This is a genomic window from Pseudomonas sp. 10-1B (assembly GCF_000935045.1).
GTDB lineage: Bacteria > Pseudomonadota > Gammaproteobacteria > Pseudomonadales > Pseudomonadaceae > Aquipseudomonas.
In genome coordinates, this window is the sequence record NZ_JYKS01000020.1 from 1 (window position 1) to 21109 (window position 21109).

A 21109-nucleotide genomic window follows, 5' to 3' on the forward strand; every position below is an offset into this window, starting at 1 on the left:
CACGTGACCAGGGTGCGCTCGCGCTCGGCGGCCGCCAGCAATGGCAGTTCGGCCACCGGTTGTCGCGGTTGCTCGACGATGCCTTGCAACAGATTGATGAAGTGGGTCGACAGCCGCTCGATGGTCGAGCGCTCGAACAGGTCGGTGTCGTATGCCAGGGAAACCATCAGCCCCTGCGCGGTCTCGCTGGTATCCAGCACCAGGTCGAACTGCGCCGTGGCACTGTCCCAATGCAGCGGCTCGACACGCAGGTCACCCCAGTTCCGCTCGGCGCGCGCAGCGTACTGGTGGTTGAACAACACCTGGAACACGGGGCTGTGGCTAAGATTGCGTTCCGGTGCCAGGGCCTCGACCAGTTGCTCGAACGGCAGGTCCTGGTGGGCCTGGGCCTGCAGCGCCGCCTGCCGGGTCTGGCGCAACAGGGCGTCAAAGCCCTGCCCGCCATCGACCTCGGCACGCATCACCTGGGTATTGACGAAGAAACCGATCAGCCGCTCGGTTTCAGCCCGAGTGCGGTTGGCCACCGGTACGCCGACGCGGATGTCGGCCTGGCCGCTGTAGCGGTGCAGCAAGGCCTGGAACGCTGCCAGCAGCAACATGAACAAGGAAGCATCCTGAGTCTTGGCCAGCTGTTGCAGGCCATGGCTCAGTTCAGCCTCGAGCGGGAAGTCCAGGCGGGCACCACGCAGGCGCCGTTGAGCCGGGCGTGGCCGGTCGAACGGCAGCTCGAGCACGACCTGCTCACCGCCCAGCTGCGCCATCCAGTAATCGAGCTGGCGCGCACGCTCGCCACCGTCTAGCCACTGGCGCTGCCAGGCCGCGTAGTCGGCGTACTGCACAGGCAACGGCGCACTGTGCTCGCCGTGGTAGCCCTGCAGCAGCTCTTCGACCAACACCTCCAGGGAGGCGCCGTCGGAAACGATATGATGCTGGACGATGACCAGCACATGATCCTGCTCGCCCATGGCCAGCAACTTGACCCGCAGCAACGGCCCTCGCACCAGGTCGAATGGCGCCCGCACCTGGGCATCGACCCAAGCCGCCAGCGCCGCATCGTCCAGCTCGCCTGAGTGCTCGATCACGATTGGCAGCGCCAGGTGCGGATGAATATGCTGTCGCAGCATCCCCGTGGTGTCATCGAAGGTGGTGCGCAATGGCTCGTGACGGGCGATGACCCGGTCGAACGCCGACTGCAACGCCGACAACTCGAGCGGCCCCCGCACACGCAACGCCGCCGGAACGTTGTAGGCGGCGCTCTGTGGGTCCAGCCGCCAGAGGAACCACTGGCGCTCCTGGGCATAGGACACGGCCATCGCAGGCGTGCGCGGCAATACCGCAATCGCCGCTGCCGCCCCCTGGCCCAGCTCGGCGCAACGGTCGGCGAAGGCCCCCAGGGTCGGCTGCTCGAACAGCTGCCGCAGGGGCACTTCGAGCCCGAGCCCTTGGCGAATGCGCGCGATGACCTCGGTCGCCAGCAACGAGTGGCCACCAAGGCTGAAGAAACTGTCGGCAAGGCCGACGCGCTCGACCTGCAAGGCCTGCGCCCAGATCGTCGCCAGTTGTGCTTGCAACGGCGTGCGCGGCGCTTCGTAGGCCTGCTGGGCTGCACGGAAGTCCGGCGCCGGCAAGGCCGCGCGGTCGAGCTTGCCGTTGTTGTTCAACGGCAGCCGTTCCAGCACCAGCAGGTGGGCGGGGATCATGTAGTCAGGCAGCGCCTGGCCCAAGGCAACCCGTACACCCTGTAGCCAGTCAGCGGAAGGCGTGGCCTGGGCAGCGACCAGGTAGGCCACCAGTTGCGGCCCGGTCGGCCCGGCGAGGGCCAGCACCGCCGCCTCGCGCACCGACGCCAGCCCTTGCAGGCAGGCCTCGATCTCGCCCATCTCGATACGCATGCCGCGAATCTTCACCTGATGATCGATACGCCCTACGTACTCCAGGACCCCGGCCTGGGTATAACGCGCCAGGTCGCCGCTACGGTACAGGCGTGCGCCAGGCTGTTCGGCGAAGGGATCCGGCAGGAAACGCTCGGCGGTCAACCCCGGGCGGTCGAAGTATTGCTGCGCCAGGCAGTTCGGCGCACCGATGCACAGCTCGCCGACGCCATCGCTGGGCAACAGCTGGCCGGCACTGTCCAGCACATACAGCGAGCGGCCGGCGATGGCTTGGCCGATCGGCACGCCATACGCGTCCTGCGCATCTTCCAGGCGGCAGTCATGCACGCTGGAGACCACCGTCGCCTCGGTCGGGCCATAGGTGTTGACCAGGCGGATCCCGCCCAGCCCCGCCGCATGCCACAGGCGCAACCCTTCCACCGACATGGCCTCGCCGCCCACGTGCACCTGACGCAGCTTGCCCAGGCCGTGGCCTGGCCGCGCCGCGCAAGTCTTGGCCAGCATGTGCCAGTAGGCGGCCGGCAGGTCGGCCAGGGTCACGCCCTGCTCGACAATCAACCGCGCCAGCTGATCGGCGTCCCACAGTTCCTCGCCACGCATGATCAGCGCGGCGCCGACACACAGCGGCGGATAGCACTGCTCGACGAAGCCATCGAAGCTGAAGGTGGCGAACTGCAGCACCCGGTCGTCGCGCTCAAGGCGGGAGTAGCCGGTGGCGCTGTAGCTGAACTCGCGCAGTGCCGCATGACTGATCGCCACCCCCTTCGGGCGCCCGGTGGAACCGGAGGTGTAGATGACATAGGCGAGTTGCTCGGCGGCGACCTGCACATCCGGGTCGTGGTCGCCACACTGCGCGACCTGCTCGCCCAACATCCCCAGCTCCAGGCGGCGCAGCCCCGCCGGCAGCGCCAACTCGACCAGCAGGCCGTCGTCGCACAACAACAGGTCCAGACGGCTGTCCTCGATCATGTAGGCCAGCCGTTCATGCGGATACTGCGGATCCAGCGGCACATAGGTCGCGCCGCTCTTGAGCACGGCAAGCAGGCTGACGATCAGCTGCGGGCCACGGCGCAGGGCCAGGCCGACACGCTGGCCGGGGCGTACACCCTCGGCGATCAGTGCATGCGCCAGGCGATTGGCCTGGTCATCGAGCTGGCCATAGCTCAGGCGCAGCTCGCCACATTGCAAGGCCAAGGCCTGTGGCTGGCGCGCGGCCTGTGCCGCGATACGCTGGTGAACCAGTTCCTGGCTCGGCAACGCCAGTGCGCGGCCTTGGCTGAAGCCAAGCACCTCGGCCTGCCCCTGATCGTCGAGCAGGCCCAGCGCGCCTACCGGCGCCGCCGGCGTGGCGACCATCTGCGCCAGCACCTGGCGTAGCCCGGCGCACAGCTGACCCACCTGCTCTGCCGCGAACAGCGCAGGGTCGTAGCCGAACGCCAGGCTCACCCCATCACCGAGCTCGATGCCGATGGTCAGCGGGTAGTGGGTACGCTCGTGATTGCTCACCGCGCCGAAACGCAGGCCGGCAGGCGCGCCCTGGCGCAGCGCCTCGGCCACCGGGAAGTTCTCGAACACCAGCAGGCTGTCGAACAGCGCCGCGCCCTGCTGGCCAGCCCACCCCTGGATGGCATACAGCGGCACATGCTCGAATTCACGCAGGCCCAGGTTGAAGTCCTGCACGTCGGCCAGGTAACCGGCCACCTGGCGATCAGGCGCGGCATCGATCAGCACCGGCAAGGTATTGATGAACAACCCGAGCTGGTCGTCGATGCCCGGCAATGGCGCCGAGCGTCCGGACACCGTGGCGCCGAAGGCCACGCAGGCTTGCCCGGTCAGGCGCTGTAGCAACAGGCCCCAGGCCGCCTGGAACAGCGTGTTCAAGGTCACCTTGTGCTGACGGGCAAAACGCTCCAGTTCGGCGGTCTGCGCGGCGTCGAGGCGGGCGAGGTACTCACCCTCGCCTTGCGCGTCGGCGGGGCGACGCAGGGTCTGGGCGAGCAGCGTCGGCGCCTGCAAGGCGCCGAGACGGGCTTTCCAGAAACGCTCGCCGGCACTGGCGTCCTGGCGTTGCAGCCACGCCAGGTAATCATGGAAACGGCCGGCCGGCGCTGACGTGCGCTCGCCGACGTAGTGCTGGATCACCTGGGCCAGTAGCTGGGCATTGCTCCAGCCATCCAGGAGGATGTGATGGCAGGTGTAGACCAGGTGCCAGTCGTCGGCCCCGGTACGCACCAGCAGCAGCCTGAACAAGGGTGCGCGGGACAGATCGAAACCCGCTTCGTGCTCGGCCCGAGCCAGTGCATCGAGGTCTGCCGCAGGTTCGTCGACGATGCGCAGCGGCAGTGGCAACTGACGCTGGACGATCTGGTGGGCACTGTCCAGGCCCTGCCAGTGAATGCTGCTGCGCAGGATCTCGTGACGCGCCAGGGCCGCCTGCCAGGCCTCGCCGAAGCGTTCCAGGTCCAGGCCGCCGATATCCAGGCGCAACTGGTTGATGTAGGCGCCGCCCTGGGTTTCATACAGCGAGTGGAAGAACATGCCCTGCTGCATGGGCGACAACGGGTAGAGGTCTTCGATCTCGTGGCCGGGCACCGGCAATGCATCCAGTTGCGCCTGAGTAATGCGCGCCAACGGGAAGTCCGACGGCGACGGTTGCCCGGCAGGCACGCCCAGGCAGTGCTCGATGAGCGCCTCCAGCTCCTGGTCATAGGCCGTGGCCAGCGCCTGGATCGTGTCGGTGTCGAACATCGCCAGGCTGAAGCCCCATTGCAGCGACAGCTCGCCGTTGTAGACCTGCCCTTCCAGGGTCAGCCAGTTGGCCAGCGGCGCGTCCGGGTCCTGGCCGTCGCCACCGCGCTCGGTGGCCGGCGCCAGCAAGGCCTGGGCATCGAACTGGCTGTCGAACTGGCCCAGATAGTTGAAGGTGATGCGCGGCGCGTCGAGCGTCGCCAGGGCCTCGCGCACCGAGGCGTCACCCAGGTAACGCAGCACGCCGTAGCCCATGCCTTTGTCCGGCACCGCGCGCAGCTGTTCCTTGATGGCCTTGATCGAGTCGCCATGATCGGCGCGTGGGGCCAGGCGCAGCGGATAGAGGCTGGTGAACCAGCCGACGCTGCGGGTCAGGTCGATGCCGTCGAACAGCTCTTCGCGGCCATGCCCCTCCAGCTGCACCAGCGCCGCCTGGCTGCCGCTCCATTGGCAGATGACACGTGCCAGGGCGGTCAGCAGCAGGTCGTTGACCTGGGTGCGATAGGCTGCGGGCGCGACCTGCAGCAACTGACGGGTGCGCTCGCGGGACAGACGCGACGCCAGTTTGGCCCCATGGCGGTTGCTCACCGGCGCGTCCGGCCTGTCGCACGGCAGTGCGCCATCGCCGCGCTGCGCTTGCCAGTAGGGCAATTGTCCGAGGAACGCCGGCACCTGCTCGTGCAGTTGCGCAGACCAGGCCTGGTAGCTGCTGGTGCGCGGCGCCAGCGACAGCGGCTGCCCTGCCAGGCGCTGGGCATAAGCCTGCTCCAGGTCCTCCAGCAGAATACGCCAGGACACGCCGTCGACCACCAGGTGGTGGATGACCAGCAACAGGCGCTGCTCGCCTTGCGGCAAGTCGACCAGCATGGCGCGCAACAGCGGTCCACAGCCCAGGTCGAGGCTGCGCTGGGCATCGTCGCAGAGCGTCGTCAGCGCCTGGGCATCCGCAGCCTGGCGCTGCCACAGCTCGACCTGCGCGACCGGCGCGCCATAGTGCTGCCGCCAGCCTTCGGCGGCGGGCTCGAAGCGCAGCCGCAGGGCGTCATGGTGGTTGACCACATCGCCCAAGGCATCGACCAGCGCCTGGGCCTGCAACGGTTGCCGGGCGCCGAGCAGCAATGATTGATTCCAGTGCTGGCGGACCGCAATGGCCTGTTCGAAGAAATGTCGCTGCACAGGGCTAAGCGCCACCTCGCCGGTGGCCGGCGCCTGCTCAACCGTCAACGATGGCTGGCGCCCGACCGCGCCGGCCAGGCCGCGCACGGTCTGGAACTGGAACAGGTCGCGCGGGCTGAACTGCAGGCCCCGGCGTCGAGCGCGGCCAACCACCTGGATGGCGATGATCGAATCGCCGCCCAGCTCGAAGAAGTTGTCGTCCAGACCGACCTCGGCCACGCCCAGCACCTCGCTCCAGACCTGCGCCAGGGTACGCTGCACATCGGTTTGCGGCGCCACGTAGGCGCCGCGCGGAGCGGCATCCGGTTGCGGCAGGGCCTTGCGGTCAAGCTTGCCGTTGGGGGTCAGCGGGAAGTGCTCCAGTGGCATCAGGTGGCTGGGCACCATGAATTCCGGTAGTGCCTGCAGCAACCAGTCCTTGAGCCCTTGCTGCCAGCCGTCTGGCGTTTCGTCGAGCACCAGGTAGGCCACCAGTTGCTTGCCGTCCAGCGCCAACACCACGGCCTCGCGCACCCAGGCATGCTGGGCCAGGCGCGCCTCGATCTCGCCCAGTTCGATGCGCAGGCCACGGATTTTCACTTGATGATCGAAACGCCCCAAGTACTCGATCACGCCATCCACACGCTGGCGAACCCGGTCGCCGGTACGGTACAGACGCTGTCCGGCAACGAAGGGGTCGGCAACGAAGCGCTCGGCGGTCAACCCCGGACGCCGGTGGTAACCACGGGCCAGGCCAATGCCACCCAGATAGAGTTCGCCGGCAACGCCCGGCGCCACCGGCTCGAGGCCAGCATCGAGCACATAGGTGCGGATGTTGGCGATGGGCTGGCCGATGGGCACGCTGTCGCGGCCTTCGTCGATGCAGGTCCAGTGCGTGACGTCGATGGCCGCCTCGGTGGGGCCGTAGAGGTTGTACAGCGCCGCCGCCGGCAGCTTGCCGAACACCTGCAGCTGCGCGTCCACCGGCAATGCCTCGCCGCTGCAGACGATGCGGCGCAGGCTGTCGCAGGTCTCGACACCGGGCTCGTGGATGAAGGCCTGGAGCATCGAGGGCACGAAATGCAGGGTGCTGACCTGATGGCGACGAATGGTCTCGATCAGGCGCGCCGGATCCCGGTGGTCACCGGGTGCGGCCACGGCCAGACGAGCACCGGTCATCAGCGGCCAGAAGAACTCCCAGACCGAGACGTCGAAGCTGAACGGGGTCTTCTGCAGCACCGTGTCACCGGCGCCCAGGCCATAGGCTTCCTGCATCCAGTGCAGGCGGTTGGCCAGGGCTTCATGGCTGTTGCCGGCGCCTTTCGGCCGGCCGGTGGAGCCGGAGGTATAGATGACATAGGCCAGCTGCCGTGGGTCGTTCGCCACCTGGGGCGGGCTGTCTGGCTGGTCGTCCAGCGTCAGTTGGTCCAGGGCGATGCACTGCACGTCACCGGGCACCGGCAGGCTGCCCTGCAGCGCCTGCTGGGTCAGCAGCAGGCGAATGCCGCTGTCCTCGATCATGTAGGCCAGGCGCTCCTCGGGGTATTCCGGATCCAGCGGCACGTAGGCCGCGCCGGCCTTGAGGATCGCCATCAGCCCGACGACCATTTCTACGCTGCGCAGCACGCTGATACCCACCAGGCTGTCGGCTCCGGCGCCTTGCGCGCGCAGGAAGTGAGCCAGGCGGTTGGCGCGGGCATCGAGCTGCGCATAGCTGAGCGCGGTATCACCGAACACCAGCGCCGGGGCGTCTGGCGCGTGGCGCACCTGATCCTCGAACAGCTGGTGCACGCCGCGACCGAGCGGATAATCGCGGGCGGTGGCGTTCCAATCCTCCAGCACTGTGCGACGGCTGGCGTCATCGAGCATCGGCAGTTGCCACAGCGCGCTGTGCGGCTGGCTGACCAGGGCCTGCAGCAGGGCCTGCCAGTGTGTCGCCATGCGTTCGATGGTGGCGACCTCGAACAGGTCGCTGGCGTAGGTGAAGGCGGCGTGCAGGGTGCCACCCTGCTCGTAGGTGTCCAGGCTCAGGTCGAACTGGGTGGTGCGGCTGCGCCATGCCAGGGGCGACAGTTGCAGCCCCGAGGCCAGGGTCACGGTGGCCAGGTCGGCGACCTGCGGCTGGTGGTTGTACATCACCTGGAACAGCGGCGCATGGCTCAGGCTGCGCTCGACCTTGAGCGCCTCGACCAGGCGTTCGAACGGCAGGTCCTGGTGCGCCTGGGCACCGAGTACGACCTGCTTGATGCCTTGCAGGTAGGCCAGCACATCGAGGTGCGCTTCCGGCCGCACACGCAACACCTGGGTGTTGACGAACAAACCGATCAGCCCTTCGACTTCGGCGCGGTTGCGGTTGGCCACCGGGCTGCCGATACGCAGGTCGGGCTGGCCGGTATAGCGTTGCAGGAGCAAGCCGAACGCGCCAAGCATGACCATGAACGGCGTGAGGTTATGCTGGCGGGCGAAGCCGCGCAGCCGCTCGGCCAAGGCCGCATCGACCGCGAACGAGCGGCGCTCGCCGCTGAAGCTCGGGGTCGCCGGACGGGCATTATCCAAGGGCAGCTCGAGCACGGGCTGCTCATCGCCCAACTGCGCCTGCCAGTACGCCAGCTGCCGTGCCAGTTCGCCGGCTTCCAGCCAGCGGCGCTGCCACAGGGCATAGTCGACGTACTGGATCGGCAGGTCCGGCAGTTGCGGCGCATGGCCAGCGGCGAAGGCGTCGTAGCAGCGGCTGAATTCGTCGATCAGCACGTTCATCGACCAACCGTCGGAAACAATGTGATGCAGGGTCAACAGCAGCACATGTTCCTGCTCGGCCAGGCGCAGCAGACGCACGCGCAGCAGCGGCCCTTGCGCCAGGTCGAATGGACGCAATGACTCGGCCTCGGCTTCGGCACGCACCTGCGCTTCGCACTCGGCCTCATCCCACTGACGCAGGTCGACACGCTCGATCAAGGCCTCGCCGACCGGGCGATGGACCTGGAGCAGACTGTCGTCAGGCTGGACCTCGAATACTGTGGTCAGGCTCTGGTGACGCGCCAGCAGGCTGGCGAACGCCTGCTCCAGCGCGGACTCGTCCAGTTGCCCGCTCAGACGCACCGCGCCTGGCAGGTTGTAGGCGCCGCCCTGGGGGTCCATCTGCCAAAGTACCCACATGCGCTGCTGGGCATAGGACAACCCTTGGCGGTCCGGCGCCTGGACCCCGGCCGGAATGGGGAACTGGGAAAAGTCGATGCCCTCCCTGGCCAGGGTCTCGAGGAACACGCCGCGTTTCTCCTGCGGCAGTTCAATGAAACGGCGGGCCAGTAGCAGGGACTTTTCGGCATTCATCAGATTGCTTCCGTACGAGTGAGGTATCGGGCGGGGCCCGGCTATCCCTACGAAACGGATACAACCTGAAAAAAATTAATGCCACCGCGCCCCTGACGGCAGTTGCAGACACACCGCATTCCACGGCCACCCCTTCGATTACCTCACTCATCGTTGTCGGTGAATTTCTGGGCCAATGTCGGGTGTGGCTGACAAGCCGACAGCGCGGCGTTAATTTGCCGTCGCGGCGGCTCGTTTACCGAGAAAGCCGCCCTGCAAGAGGACCTTCGCATGTCCAGCCCCGCCCGCATCACCCAGGCGCTCCAGCAAGGCCTGCGCCGCCTGGTCGGCAGCCACAACCCGGCTGCCAGCGCCTACCGCCTGTTCGACCTGCAGCTCAAGCAACGCATCACCCTTTCCCCATCACTTGCACGCCTGGTGTTCACCGGCCCGGATGTGGCCCAGATGGCCACCCTGGCCCCCGACCAACGGGTCAAGCTGTTCTTTCCCGCCCCAGATGGTTCGCTGCCTGTACTTCCCGCCGATGCCCACTGGAAAACGGCGCACAGCGCCTTGCCGCCAGCACAGCGCCCACCCATGCGTACCTACACCATCCGCGCGCTGCGTCGGGAAGCACTGGAAGTCGATGTAGATTTCGTGCTGCATGGCGTCAACGGCCCTGCTTCAGCTTGGGCCACCCATGCCCAGGTGGGTGACCGCCTGCAGATGGTCGCGCCCAACCTGGCCTATGCCGGCGACCCCGGCGGTTATGAATGGAAGCCACCCCAGGGGGTGCGCAACGTACTGCTGGTGGGTGACGAAACGGCACTTCCGGCGATTGCCGGCATCCTTGAGCGGCTGGCAGAGACCCAGCCCGAGCTTGCGGTGCAGGCGTTCATCGAGGTGCCGCTGGAGGCCGATTGCCTGGACCTGCGCCATGGCCATGCCACCGAACTGCATTGGCTGCCGCGCGAGCTACTGGGCTGCGCGCATGGCCAGGCCATGCAGCATGCGGTGCGCGAACTGGCCAGCCTGCCTCAAGGGCAGGCCGCGTCGCGGGTAAAGCTGGAAGAGGTGGATATCGACACACGGATACTGTGGGAGCAGGCCAGTAGTGCCAAGAGTGCGTTCCATGCCTGGGTCGCGGGGGAATCGGCGACAGTAATGGATATTCGCCGGCATCTGATCAAGGAGCGCGGGTTGCAACGAGAGTGCCTGACCCTGATGGGCTATTGGCGGGCCGGGCGGACCTTTGATTGACTTGAGATAGCCGGGGGCGCTGTGCGCCCCATCGCCGCGGTTCGTCGCCACGACAAGCCACAGGGGCTGCATCAGGGCTGACAGGTGTTTGCCATGAGATATGCAGCGCGTGTGAGATCGAGCGCCGCCCGCGCGGCGCATCGCGAGCTGGCGCTCGCTCCTACGTTTGTTTCAGGCCAATTATTCCTGTGGGATTTGCGCGCGAACGCCTTGGCGCATGGCGCAATATCGCGTCGTACGAACAAGGCGGTCGTGCGCGCCTGCCACAGGCGTAACTGGCCTGAAACAAACGTAGGAGCGAGCGCCAGCTCGCGATGCGCCGCGCGGGCGGCGCTCGATCTCACAGGCGCTGAAGATGCTGTGGCAAACACCTGTCAGCCCTGATGCGATCTTTGTGGGAGCTGGCTTGCCGGCGATGGGCCGCAAAGCGGCCCCGGCAATGGTTCAGACCGCCGCTATCAACGCCTCGGCAAAGCGCTGCGCCACCTCGTCGATCTGTTCGTCACTGATGACCAACGGCGGCAGAAAGCGCACCACCGCCCCATGCCGCCCACCCAACTCCAGGATCAGGCCGCGCTTGAGGCACTCGCGCTGCACCTTCGGCGCCAGGTCGCGGTTAGCCGGTGGGTGGCCCAGCGCATCGGGCTGGCCTTGCGGGTCGACCAGTTCCACACCCAGCATCAAGCCACGGCCTCGGATATCACCCAACTGCGGATAGTCCCGCTGCAGGCGCTGCAAATGCCCACGCAACCGCTGCCCCATTGCCTCGGCATGCTCGGCCAGGCGATGCTCGACCAAGTAATTGATCACCGCCGAACCCGCCGCCATGGCCATCTGGTTACCCCGGAAAGTGCCGGCGTGTGCGCCCGGTTTCCAGGTGTCCAGCCAGTCGCGATACACCACCACCGCCAACGGCAGGCTGCCCCCAATGGCTTTGGACAGGGTGACCACGTCCGGCACGATGCCAGCATGCTCGAAGGCGAACATCCGCCCGGTACGGGCAAAGCCGCTCTGGATCTCGTCGACGATCAAGGCCACGCCTGCCTGCTCGGTGATACGGCGCACACCCTTGAGCCACTCGATATCGGCCGGGATCACTCCGCCCTCGCCCTGCACCACCTCCAGGATCACCGCCGCCGGCAGCGGCACGCCGCCCTCCGGGTCGAGCAGCAGGTTTTCCAGGTAATGCAGGTTGGCCTTGACCCCGGCTTCGCCACCCAGGCCGAACGGGCAGCGATAGTCGTACGGGTATGGCATGAACTGCACGCCGTTGCCGAGCAAGGCCCCCAGTGGCTGTTTCGGCCCATGGCTGCCCATCAGGCTCAGCGCGCCCTGGCTCATGCCATGGTAGGCGCCCTGGAACGCCAGCACGGTGCTGCGGCCAGTGGCGCTGCGCACCAGCTTCAGCGCAGCCTCGACTGCATCAGTGCCGGTCGGGCCACAGAACTGCACCTTGGCCTCACGGCGCAGCGCCTCGGGCAGGATGCCGAACAGGTCCTGGACGAAGCGGTCCTTGACCGGCGTGGTCAGGTCCAGGGTGTGCAGTGGCAGCTCGTCAGCCAGCACGCGCTGAATCGCCTCGACCACTACTGGGTGGTTGTGCCCCAGGGCCAGGGTGCCGGCGCCGGCCAGGCAGTCGATGAACTGGCGGCCTTCGACATCTTCCACATGGATGCCACGGGCGCGCTTGAGCGCCAGCGGAATGCGCCGTGGGTAGCTGCGGGCGTTGGACTCCTGTTGCTGCTGGCGCTGCAGCAGAGGCGACTCGGTGAACTCGTACAAAGGTTGCGGCGCGCTGGCCGGCAAGGCCTGGGCAAGGCTGGAAGCAATCGACATGGGTGAATCCTCGCAAGCAAGCGAAAGTGCGGGTGTTCGTCGCTTGAAAAACGCTTGAGTGCGGGGAGGATTTAGCGGTTGTTACTGTATTTTACTCCGCCTGTGCCGGCCCTTTCGCGGGCTTGCCCGCTCCCACAGGTACTGCACAGGGCCTGAGGTGCATGCGATCCCTGTGGGAGCGGGCAAGCCCGCGAAAGGGCCGGCACAGGCAGTGAAGATCAACTGATCGAACGCGCCGGCACTTGCAACCACACCCGCAAGCCATCGCTACTACTGTCGAACCTGAGGCTACCGGCACACCGCTGCACGATCGCCTGCACAATCGCCAACCCCAGCCCGCAACCACCGCTCTGCCCGTTGCGCCAGAAACGCTCGGTCAGGTGTTCCAGATCCGCCTCGGCAATCCCCGGCCCATGGTCACGCACCATGAAGCCTACCTGCCCGTCAGCCATCTGCACCTCCAGCTCCACTGCCTCTTCGCCGCCATGGCGCAGGGCGTTATCCAGCAGGTTGCGCAACGCCGCCACCGCCAGCGGCGCGGGCATGCCCAGGTAGATTTGCGTGGCCTCTTCAGGCAAGCGCAACACGATACGCCGGTTGTCACCGCCACCTGCATCCTGCACCGCCTGCCGGGCCACCTGCTCGGCGCTGCACTGCACGCCATCCTCGAACGACAGGCTGCCTTCCACCCGCGCCAGCATCAGCAACTGCTCCAGCGTGCGGTGCATGCGGTCCGCGCCCTGTTCGGCATGCTCCAGCGCCTGCTCGCGCACCGCGCCATCGGTCATGCGCGCCACCTGCAGGTGGGTCTTGATCGCGGTCAGCGGGCTGCGCAGTTCATGCGCGGCATCGTCGGTCAGGCGCCGCTCGCGCTCGATGGTCTGGGCGATACGCAGGAACAGCTGGTTCTGGGTCTCCAGCAACGGCTGCAACTCGCTGGGCATGCCCGCCACTTGCAGCGGTTCGACACTGTCCGCGCGCCTTCGGCGCAAGGCATCGCATATGCGGTTGAGCGGTTCCAGGCCCTTGCCCAGGCCGATCCACAACAGCCCCAGGCTGCCGAGCAAGGCCATCAATACGGGAGCCGAGGCCGCCAGCAGGATCGACTGGTTCAGCGCCTCGCGTTCCATGTGCCGATCGGCGGTGGTGATGCGCACATCGCCATGGTTGTAGGTGAAGGTGCGCCACAGCGCGCCGTCGATGGTCTGGTCACGGAAGCCACTGCGCTCGTCGTCCATGGCACCGTCGTGCTTGTGGTTGCTGGCCAGGATTTCGCCACGCAGCGAACTTACCTGGCAGGCCATGCCGTCCGGCACACTGAGTTGGTCGGCGGCAAAATGCGCGTCCTCGCCCTTGGCGGCCAGCGGCTGCGGCAACTGGTCGACCAGCCCGGCGACCATGCGCGCCGAGGCCACCAGGCGCTGGTCGAGGGAAAACATCATCTGCTGGCGCAGGTCGCGTAGCATCCATGCCGCGGCCAGTACCCATATGATCACGAAGGCGCTGCCCAGGATCAGGCTCAGGCGTACTCGCAGGCTCATGATGCGGCCTCTTCCGGTGCTTGCGCTGGCCCCAGGCGGTAACCCAGGCCGCGCACGGTCTCGACGATGCCGTTGCCAAGCTTGCGCCGCAGGTGGTGGATATGCACGTTCAGGGCGTTGCTCTCGACTTCGTCACTGAAGCCGTACACGCAGTCTTTCAATTGCTCGCTGGACAGCACCCGCCCGGGGTTCTGCAGCAGCGCCTGGAGCAATGCCTGCTCACGGCGGGACAAGTCGACCGGCCGCCCAGCCAGGGTCGCCTCGCAGCTGCTCGGGTCATAACACAGCGGGCCGTGCTCGATCACATTCACCGCCCGCCCGGCCACCCGCCGCAGCAGGGTGTGCAGGCGCGCCGCCAGCTCGCGCAGGTCGAAGGGCTTGAGCAGGTAGTCGTCGGCGCCGGCCTGCAGGCCGTCGACCCGGTCGGTGACCGCATCACGGGCGGTGAGCACCAGCACCGGCAGCGTCTCGCCTTGCTGGCGCAGGCGGCGCAACAGCTTGAGGCCGTCTTCGTCGGGCAGGCCGAGGTCGAGGATCATCACGTCGAACTGCGCGGCCTGGAGCATCGCCCGCGCATCGGCCGCGTTGCCCACCCGGTCCACGGTCAGGCCCTGGGCGGTAAGGCCGGCGCAGATACCGGCGGCGATCAGGTCGTCGTCCTCACAGAGCAGAACGTGCATGGTGGGGGCTCCCGGAGTGGTGTGGCTGGTATTGCACCTTGGGCGGATTAAGGGGGGATTATGGACCTTTTTGGGGGCGGGTTGGGCTGGGGGTTTGTCATGACATTTTCAGCGCCTGGGAGATCGAGCGCCGCCCGCGCGGCGCTTCGCGGGCAAGCCCGCTCCTACGTTTGTTTCGGGCCAGTCACCCCTGTGATGGACGCGCGCGACCGCCTTGTTGGTACGACGCGATATCGAGACAGGCGCCAAGGCGTTCGCGCGCAAATCCCCCAGGCATAATTGGCCGGAAACAAACGTAGGAGCGGGCTTGCCCGCGAAGCGCCGCGCGGGCGGCGCTCGATCTCCCAGGCGCTGAAAATGTCGTGGCGAACACCAGGGCCTAAATCAACCCATGCGGCGTATCTATATCCAGCAGAACCCCAGCATCATCCACTTCAACCACCACACAACAATCCCAATGTGCCCGCACCACCGCCCGCGCCCCTTCATCCCCACTCAACTGCCACAACGCCGGCCAGAAATCCCGACCGAAAATCACCGGGTGCCCCTGCTGCCCTGCATGGCGTGGCAGCACAATGCTGGCCGCACTGGCCGCTTCGGCCAGCCGGCGCAGGGTTGCCGGCTCGATCCAGGGCATGTCACCCAGCAGAATCGCCACCGCCGGCGCTTGGCTGTCGAGCAAGGACCGAGCTCCGGCAGCCAGGCTATGGCCCATGCCCGAAGCCGCTTCAGGGCTGAATATTACCCGGCAATCGCCAGGCAATCCGAAATCCTCCTTGCGCTCCCCCTCGCGCAATACCACACGCACCTCTTCGAACACCGCCTGTGCACGCTCCACGCTGTGCGCCAGCAAGCTACGCCCATCGGCGAGGGTCGCCCGGCGCTTGTCGGAGCCGAAGCGCGAGCCGCTGCCCGCCGCCAATACCAACGCGACCACGCTCACAGCGCCACCCGCTCGATGCCGTTACGCACGCGCAGCACATCAGCCAACACCGCCAGGGCAATCTCGGCGGGTGTCTTGCTGCCCAGGTTGAGGCCGATCGGGGCATGGATGCGGCCCAGTTCGACATCACCCAGCCCACCCACCCGTTGCAGGCGCTCACGGCGCTTGTCGGAGGTTGCCCGAGAGCCCATCACACCGATATAGAACGCCTCGGTGCGCACTGCTTCGAGCATCGCCAGGTCATCGATCTTCGGGTCATGGGTCAGCGCCACCACCGCTGTATCGGCATGGCAACCACCGTTGATGATGAACTCCGACGGCAGTTCACGGCGCACTTCGATACCGTCCAGCCGCACCCCGTCGAGCACTTCGTCACGCGGTTCGCACAGGACGACCTCGAAACCCATGCCCCTGCCGAACTCGGCGCAGAAATGCGCGACGCTGGAGTAGCCGGCCAACAGTAGACGCTGGGCGGCGCCTACGCGAAGACGCACGCGGCCGTTTTCACGCTCGACACGCGGCCCCTGGCTATAGTCGTCGACAAGGTGGCGCTCACCTGCCGGTAGGCTCACCTCACGCAGCACCCGGCGCTGGCCCAGCAGCGCACGTTCCAGCTCACGCAGGTGCGTCTGCACCTCGCACTCGGCCGGCAGGTTCTCCACCAGCACTTCGAGCACGCCGCCACACGGCAGGCGAATGCTCGAACGTGGGTCGCTGCCATCGCCATAACGCACGATGGCAACCAGCTCAGGAAACTCGCCCTGCCCCACACGTTCGAGGAAGTCATCTTCGACGCAGCCACCCGACAGCGAACCCAGCCACTGCCCACTGGCATTGACCGCCAGCAACGAGCCCGGCGCACGGGGCGCCGAGCCGTAGGTAGCGAGCACCGTGCACAACCACACCCGCTGGCCGCTGCATGACCACTGCAACGCCTGGCGGATTACCTGAAGATCAAGATGCTGCACGCTTTACTCCGCCTTCAGCTCGGCGAGCTGCTGCAGGTTAAGGTCACCTGGCAATCCACCCCAGGCCTGACGCAGGTAGTTGACCATATCCGTCACCTGCTGGTCATCGAGCTTATCGGCAAAGCCCGGCATCGGCTGCATGCGCTCGAAACCGGTGAACTGCTGTTCACGGATACCTTCGAGGATGACCTTGACCAGGTTGCGCGAATCATCCTGGCGCAGCACCGTATTGCCGCGCATGGCCACGGCGATGTGCGGCTTGCCCTCGCCGTCGACCCCATGGCAGCCGGCGCAGACGTTGAGGTACTGCTGGCGGCCGCGTTTGGCGCTGTCGCTCATCTGCTCCAGCGCAACGGCCTCGATGACCTTGGCTGGCGGCGGCTGGTCGCCCAGCAGGTAGGTGGCCATGGCCGCCAGGTCAGCGTCTTCCAGGTGCTGGGTGCTATGGTGCACCACCGGGAACATCTCGTTGAACATGCTGCCCTGAGCGCTGATGCCGTGCTTGAGGAAGGTGGTCAGGTCCGGCTGGGTCCAGCCGCGCTCGGCCAGGTCCTGGGCCAATAGGCTCGGGGCCAGGTAGCCGCCCAGCAGGCCACCGGTCAGACGTTTGTCCTGCTGCAGCGCGCCTATGGGGTTACGCGGGGTATGGCACTCGCCACAGTGGCCCATGACCTCGACCATGTACTGCCCACGCTGCCAGGCAGGGCTTTTACCTTCGGTCGGCTGCAGTTGCACGCTCTTGCCATAGAGCATGTTCCAGCCGCTCAGCCCCAGGCGCACGTTGAACGGGAAGCGCAACGCGGTCTGCGGGGCCGGGCGGTTGATCGGTGGCACAGTCATCAGGTAGGCGAGGATCGCGTCCGAATCTTCGCGCTTGATCAGGTGGTACGAGGTATACGGCATTGCCGGGTAAAGGTTGGCGCCATCCTTGCGCTTGCCCTGGGTGACGGCAGCAAAGAACTCGTCGGCACTGTAGTTGCCAATGCCGTACTGCTTGTCCGGGGTGATATTGCTGCCATAAATGGTGCCGAACGGCGAATGAATCGGCAGGCCGCCGGCATACGGCGCGCCGCCTTCGGCGGTGTGGCAGGCCATGCAGTCGGCCGCGCGGGCCAGGTATTCGCCGCGCTTGACCTGTGCTTCGTCGGCCGCCAGGGCAACCGAACTGATACCAACAGCCAAGGCCAGCGCGAGGGCGCTACGAACGAAGCCCATGCTCAACCCTCCTTGACCAGGCCGAGGTCGTTTAGCACCGTGCGGGTGGCGTCGTAGTAACGCACGTACCCGGTGCAGCGGCAGATGTGGTGGCCCAGGCTGGCCTCGATACGGTCTTCCAGCTCGCTCTGCTTCAGCGGCTGGCGCTGGGCGGTTTCCACCAACACGGTGGCGGCGTTGACGAAGCCCGGCGCGCAGTAGCTGCACTGGAAGGCGAAGAGGTCGACGAACTTCTGCTGGATCGGGTTCAGCGTGAGGTTGCCGGCTTCGTCCTGCTTGGCATGGCCTTCGATGGTGCGGACCTTCTTGCCCTCGAAGTAGTGTGCGCCGGTGATGCAGGTGCGCACTTCTTCGCTGGTGCCATCCGGGTTGTCGACGATCACCACGCAGGCGTGGCAGATGCCCTGGCCACAGCCTAGGCGCGAGCCAGTGAGGTTCTGGTGCTCGTGCAGGTAGTCGATCATCGCCAGGTCTTCGGGGACCTCGACCGGGCCGACCGGTTGACCGTTGAGGGTCAGTTGCAGTGGACGGTTAGCCATTGAGGGCCTCCTTGATACGGGCTGGGGTGATGGGGAGATCGCGCACGCGCTTGCCGATGGCATGCGCGACGGCATTGCCGATGGCACCGACGACCGGGATCATCACCACCTCGGCAATGCCCTTGGACGGGTCGGTCGGTGACAGCGGCGGGAGGATTTCGCTGGTCTGCTTCCACACCGCCACGTCACGCGCATGCGGCAGGCGGTAGCGGTTGAAGTTCCAGTCGCCCTCCCCGGGCCCACCCTCGTACAACGGCATTTCTTCGGTCAGTGCGTGGCCGATACCCATGGCGATACCGCCTTCGAGCTGGCCCTTGACCAGTTCCGGCACCAGTACCCGGCCGCACTCGACCCAGCTGTGGTGGTTGAGCACCTGCACTTCGTGAGTGCCCTTGTTCACCTTGACTTCGACGATGGTCGCCACCGGGCTGTAGTAGGTGACCATGGCGTTGTTCAGCTGGGTGTCGGGATAGGCGGCGTTCTGCCGGTCGAGCAAGTGGTAGCCATGGCTGCTCATCTGCGCCTTCTTGGCGTTCACCGCACCATCGCCATATTTCACCGCCACGGCATCGAGCGGGAAGCGCTCGCGCACGCCGTCGATGACGAAGTCGGCCTCGGCCCAGCTCCAGCGGTTGAAGCCATGCACGCTAACGCCGGTGACCAGGCCCATGTCGTGGGCCTTCTGGGCCAGCTGGACGAACGGGATCGGTGACAAGCCGTTGCCGGTCAGCTCACCGTTGACCCATACCGCGTTCTCACGGCGCACCACCAGCGGGTTGGCCTGGCCGCCATGCGGGCCCTGGCTCCAGATGGCCATGGCCGCCGGCCACAAACCGTGGTTGAACAGCACGCGCGCCGCTTCACGGGTGGCATGGCTGAAGTAGAAGGCCGAGTTGGTCGCCGACGACGGCGAAGCCAGCTTGCCGACCCAGCGCGGGTTGCGCAGCGCGGCGTCCTGCTCGGGCTGGCTGATCAGGTACGGGTTGCCGCTGGTGGTCAGTTGCAGCTCCGGCCATTCGGTGACCGCGGTCTTCACCTCGTCGGCCGAGCGGCCGAGAAAGTCGCTGACCACCAGGGCCTGGGAGGTGGACATGCCGGTGCCCAGCTCGGTGCCGATATGGCGCAGGCTGATGCGGCCGTCGCGGCTGAATTCGATGCTGGCCATGGGTGCTTCGGAGCCGGTGCCAAAGTCCTTCTGGCAGATGGCGAAGCCCACGCCGTACCAGTGGTCCGGGTCCTGGGCGTCCATCTGCTGCTTGCGCGCATCGCGGTTGCGCCACCAGTCGTGCACGGCGGCCTTGTCGAGAATCTCGTACAGGCGCAGGGCACCCGCCGGGACCGCGCCCTGGGTGTTCTTCATGCCCGATTTCAGCGCGTTGGCGCGGCGCAGGTCGATGGCATCGACACCCAGGCGCCCGGCGATCTCATCCACCATCATTTCGGTGGCGGCCATGCTCTGCAGGGTGCCGTAGCCGCGCATGGAGCCGGCCTCGACGCCACGGGAATGGTAGGCGGTGACCGACAGGTCGTTCTGCGGCATGTAGTAGATCGACTGCGCCGCGGTGGCGCCCACCGCGGCCACCGATGGGCTGTAGTTGATGCGCCCGCCGCCGTCGCAACTCATGTCGGCGCGGAAGATCTTGAAGCTGTTGTCCTTCTTGTCCACCGCCAGCTGGTAGCGGATATCGAAGGCATGGCGCTTGATGCCGCTCTGGAACTGCTCATAGCGGTCATTGGCCAGGCGGATCGGCACACCGGCGCCATACAGCGCGGCCACGGCGGCGTAGAAGACGAAGATGTTGTTGTCTTTCGAGCCGTAGCCCACCGTGTAGCCGGGGTGCATGTTCAGCGTGTTCAGAGCGAAGCGCGACGGCTTGATCATGTGCACGCATTCCTGGGCCACTTCGAACGGGCACTGGGTCGCGACCACGAAATGCAGCGTGCCAGTGGCCGGGTCGTACCAGCCATTGCCGTTGTCCGGTTCCAGTGCGGCGGGCTCGATGGACGGCGTCTTGTAGCGCTCGTCGAACACCAGCCAGTCCTCGGGCGGGTTGTCCAATTGCTCGGCCATGCGCTTGGCATAGAACAGGCCCTGCTCGGTCAGGTCGCCATGCTGGTTGGGTTCCTTCGACCACACCGGCTTGCGGTTGAGGATGGAGGGGAACAGCATGGAATTCTTCAGGCTGGAGAATTCATCGTCATCGAACGGCGTGGCGCCGCCCACGCGCACGAAGCGGAAGCTGCCATAAGGGTCACGCTGGTACAGCGGCGCCTGGGCGCCATAGCGAATCGCCTGGTCATTGAACTGCAACTTGCGCTTGGCCTGGCGGAAGCGTTCGAAGTCGTGCCAGATCAGGATCGCCACCGGGTGGCCGATGAACATCGGCACCTTGCCGGGCGGCAGCAACGGGTCGGGCGAGTGCGCCTCGGGCCAGACGATGCCATCCCGTTCCAGGTCGGCGGCAGTGACGATGCGGTCCGGCTGCAGGTCGGCGCCCAGCAGGCTGAGGTCATACCCGGCATACAGGCGGTCGGCCTTGGTGGTCTTGAGCAGCAACGCATGGCCCTGCTGCGCGGGCCAGCCGGGCATGTCCTTGGCGCGGATGTCGCGGGCGAACACCTTTTCGCCACAGACCTTGGAAAGGGCGTCGTTGCGAAAACGCGCCTTGCCGTCATGGTTCATCCACTTCTGTGGCGAGGCGGTGACGCGTTCCTCCATCAGTGCGGCGAAGGCCTGGCTGCCGAGCGGCGCCATGGTCACGCCGACACCAGCGATCAGGCCGCCTTGCAGGAAGGCGCGCCGGGAAATATCACGGTTGGACATGCTTGATCCTCTGGGCAGTTGGGGGTCTGCCCTTTTTTGGTTCTGGTACTAGCCTGGTAAAAGCTGACTTGTGCGTCAACTTTACAGCAAGTATGTGCCCGTAGGCAAAGTCAAGCCGACAATGTGTCGCGGTGTGTCGGGTTATAAGGGGAGATCCGTGTTGAGGCTGGCAGGTGTTCGCCGTTGGAGTTTCGGCGCT

At 66.4% G+C, this 21109-nt stretch carries 10 protein-coding genes; 1 reads left to right on the forward strand and 9 read right to left on the reverse strand.

Features of this window, described 5'->3' with window-relative positions:
- The coding region (locus tag TZ03_RS12605) for a non-ribosomal peptide synthetase (RefSeq protein ID WP_051097972.1) at positions 1–9125 on the reverse strand (9125 nt) is incomplete at its 3' end.
- Positions 9126–9395: 270 nt separating this feature from the next.
- Here TZ03_RS12605 and TZ03_RS12610 point away from each other — a divergent pair.
- Entirely contained in the window at positions 9396–10364 is a 969-nt protein-coding gene (locus TZ03_RS12610) for a siderophore-interacting protein (protein ID WP_051097975.1), read from the forward strand.
- A gap of 444 nt (positions 10365–10808) precedes the next feature.
- Here the strand turns inward: TZ03_RS12610 and TZ03_RS12615 are convergent, their stop codons facing one another.
- The 8 genes from TZ03_RS12615 to TZ03_RS12650 all read right to left on the reverse strand — a co-directional run bounded on the left by TZ03_RS12615 (position 10809) and on the right by TZ03_RS12650 (position 20910).
- Positions 10809–12200, reverse strand: coding sequence for an aspartate aminotransferase family protein (locus TZ03_RS12615; RefSeq protein WP_051097977.1), 1392 nt, complete (start codon positions 12198–12200; stop codon positions 10809–10811).
- Between the two features lie 218 nt (positions 12201–12418).
- The gene (locus TZ03_RS12620; protein WP_051097979.1) at positions 12419–13741 is read right to left on the reverse strand and encodes an ATP-binding protein; all 1323 of its coding nucleotides are present in this window, start codon (positions 13739–13741) and stop codon (positions 12419–12421) included.
- On the reverse strand, positions 13738–14421 hold the full coding sequence (locus tag TZ03_RS12625; RefSeq protein WP_051097981.1) for a response regulator transcription factor: 684 nt from the start codon (positions 14419–14421) through the stop codon (positions 13738–13740). The genes TZ03_RS12620 and TZ03_RS12625 overlap by 4 nt, the downstream gene beginning before the upstream one ends.
- A gap of 379 nt (positions 14422–14800) precedes the next feature.
- Positions 14801–15364, reverse strand: coding sequence for an NTP transferase domain-containing protein (locus tag TZ03_RS12630; protein WP_051097983.1), 564 nt, complete (start codon positions 15362–15364; stop codon positions 14801–14803).
- Positions 15361–16332 (reverse strand): XdhC family protein, encoded by a 972-nt coding sequence (locus tag TZ03_RS12635; protein ID WP_051097985.1) that lies wholly within the window; start codon positions 16330–16332, stop codon positions 15361–15363. The genes TZ03_RS12630 and TZ03_RS12635 overlap by 4 nt, the downstream gene beginning before the upstream one ends.
- Before the next feature lie 3 nt (positions 16333–16335).
- Positions 16336–17547: a cytochrome c gene (locus TZ03_RS12640; RefSeq protein ID WP_051097986.1), complete on the reverse strand. Its 1212-nt coding sequence runs from the start codon at positions 17545–17547 to the stop codon at positions 16336–16338.
- A 2-nt stretch (positions 17548–17549) separates the two neighbouring features.
- Positions 17550–18086 (reverse strand): (2Fe-2S)-binding protein, encoded by a 537-nt coding sequence (locus TZ03_RS12645; protein WP_051097992.1) that lies wholly within the window; start codon positions 18084–18086, stop codon positions 17550–17552.
- On the reverse strand, positions 18079–20910 hold the full coding sequence (locus TZ03_RS12650) for a xanthine dehydrogenase family protein molybdopterin-binding subunit (protein WP_051097995.1): 2832 nt from the start codon (positions 20908–20910) through the stop codon (positions 18079–18081). The genes TZ03_RS12645 and TZ03_RS12650 overlap by 8 nt, the downstream gene beginning before the upstream one ends.
- Between the last annotated feature and the right edge of the window lie 199 nt (positions 20911–21109).

What these genes read in the sequence shown, in the direction of transcription:
- TZ03_RS12610 (WP_051097975.1), top strand. Translation starts at nt 9,396, where the DNA reads ATGTCCAGCCCCGCCCGCATCACCCAGGCGCTCCAGCAAGGCCTGCGC.
- TZ03_RS12615 (WP_051097977.1), bottom strand. Translation starts at nt 12,200, where the DNA reads ATGTCGATTGCTTCCAGCCTTGCCCAGGCCTTGCCGGCCAGCGCGCCG.
- TZ03_RS12620 (WP_051097979.1), bottom strand. Translation starts at nt 13,741, where the DNA reads ATGAGCCTGCGAGTACGCCTGAGCCTGATCCTGGGCAGCGCCTTCGTG.
- TZ03_RS12625 (WP_051097981.1), bottom strand. Translation starts at nt 14,421, where the DNA reads ATGCACGTTCTGCTCTGTGAGGACGACGACCTGATCGCCGCCGGTATC.
- TZ03_RS12640 (WP_051097986.1), bottom strand. Translation starts at nt 17,547, where the DNA reads ATGGGCTTCGTTCGTAGCGCCCTCGCGCTGGCCTTGGCTGTTGGTATC.
- TZ03_RS12645 (WP_051097992.1), bottom strand. Translation starts at nt 18,086, where the DNA reads ATGGCTAACCGTCCACTGCAACTGACCCTCAACGGTCAACCGGTCGGC.
- TZ03_RS12650 (WP_051097995.1), bottom strand. Translation starts at nt 20,910, where the DNA reads ATGTCCAACCGTGATATTTCCCGGCGCGCCTTCCTGCAAGGCGGCCTG.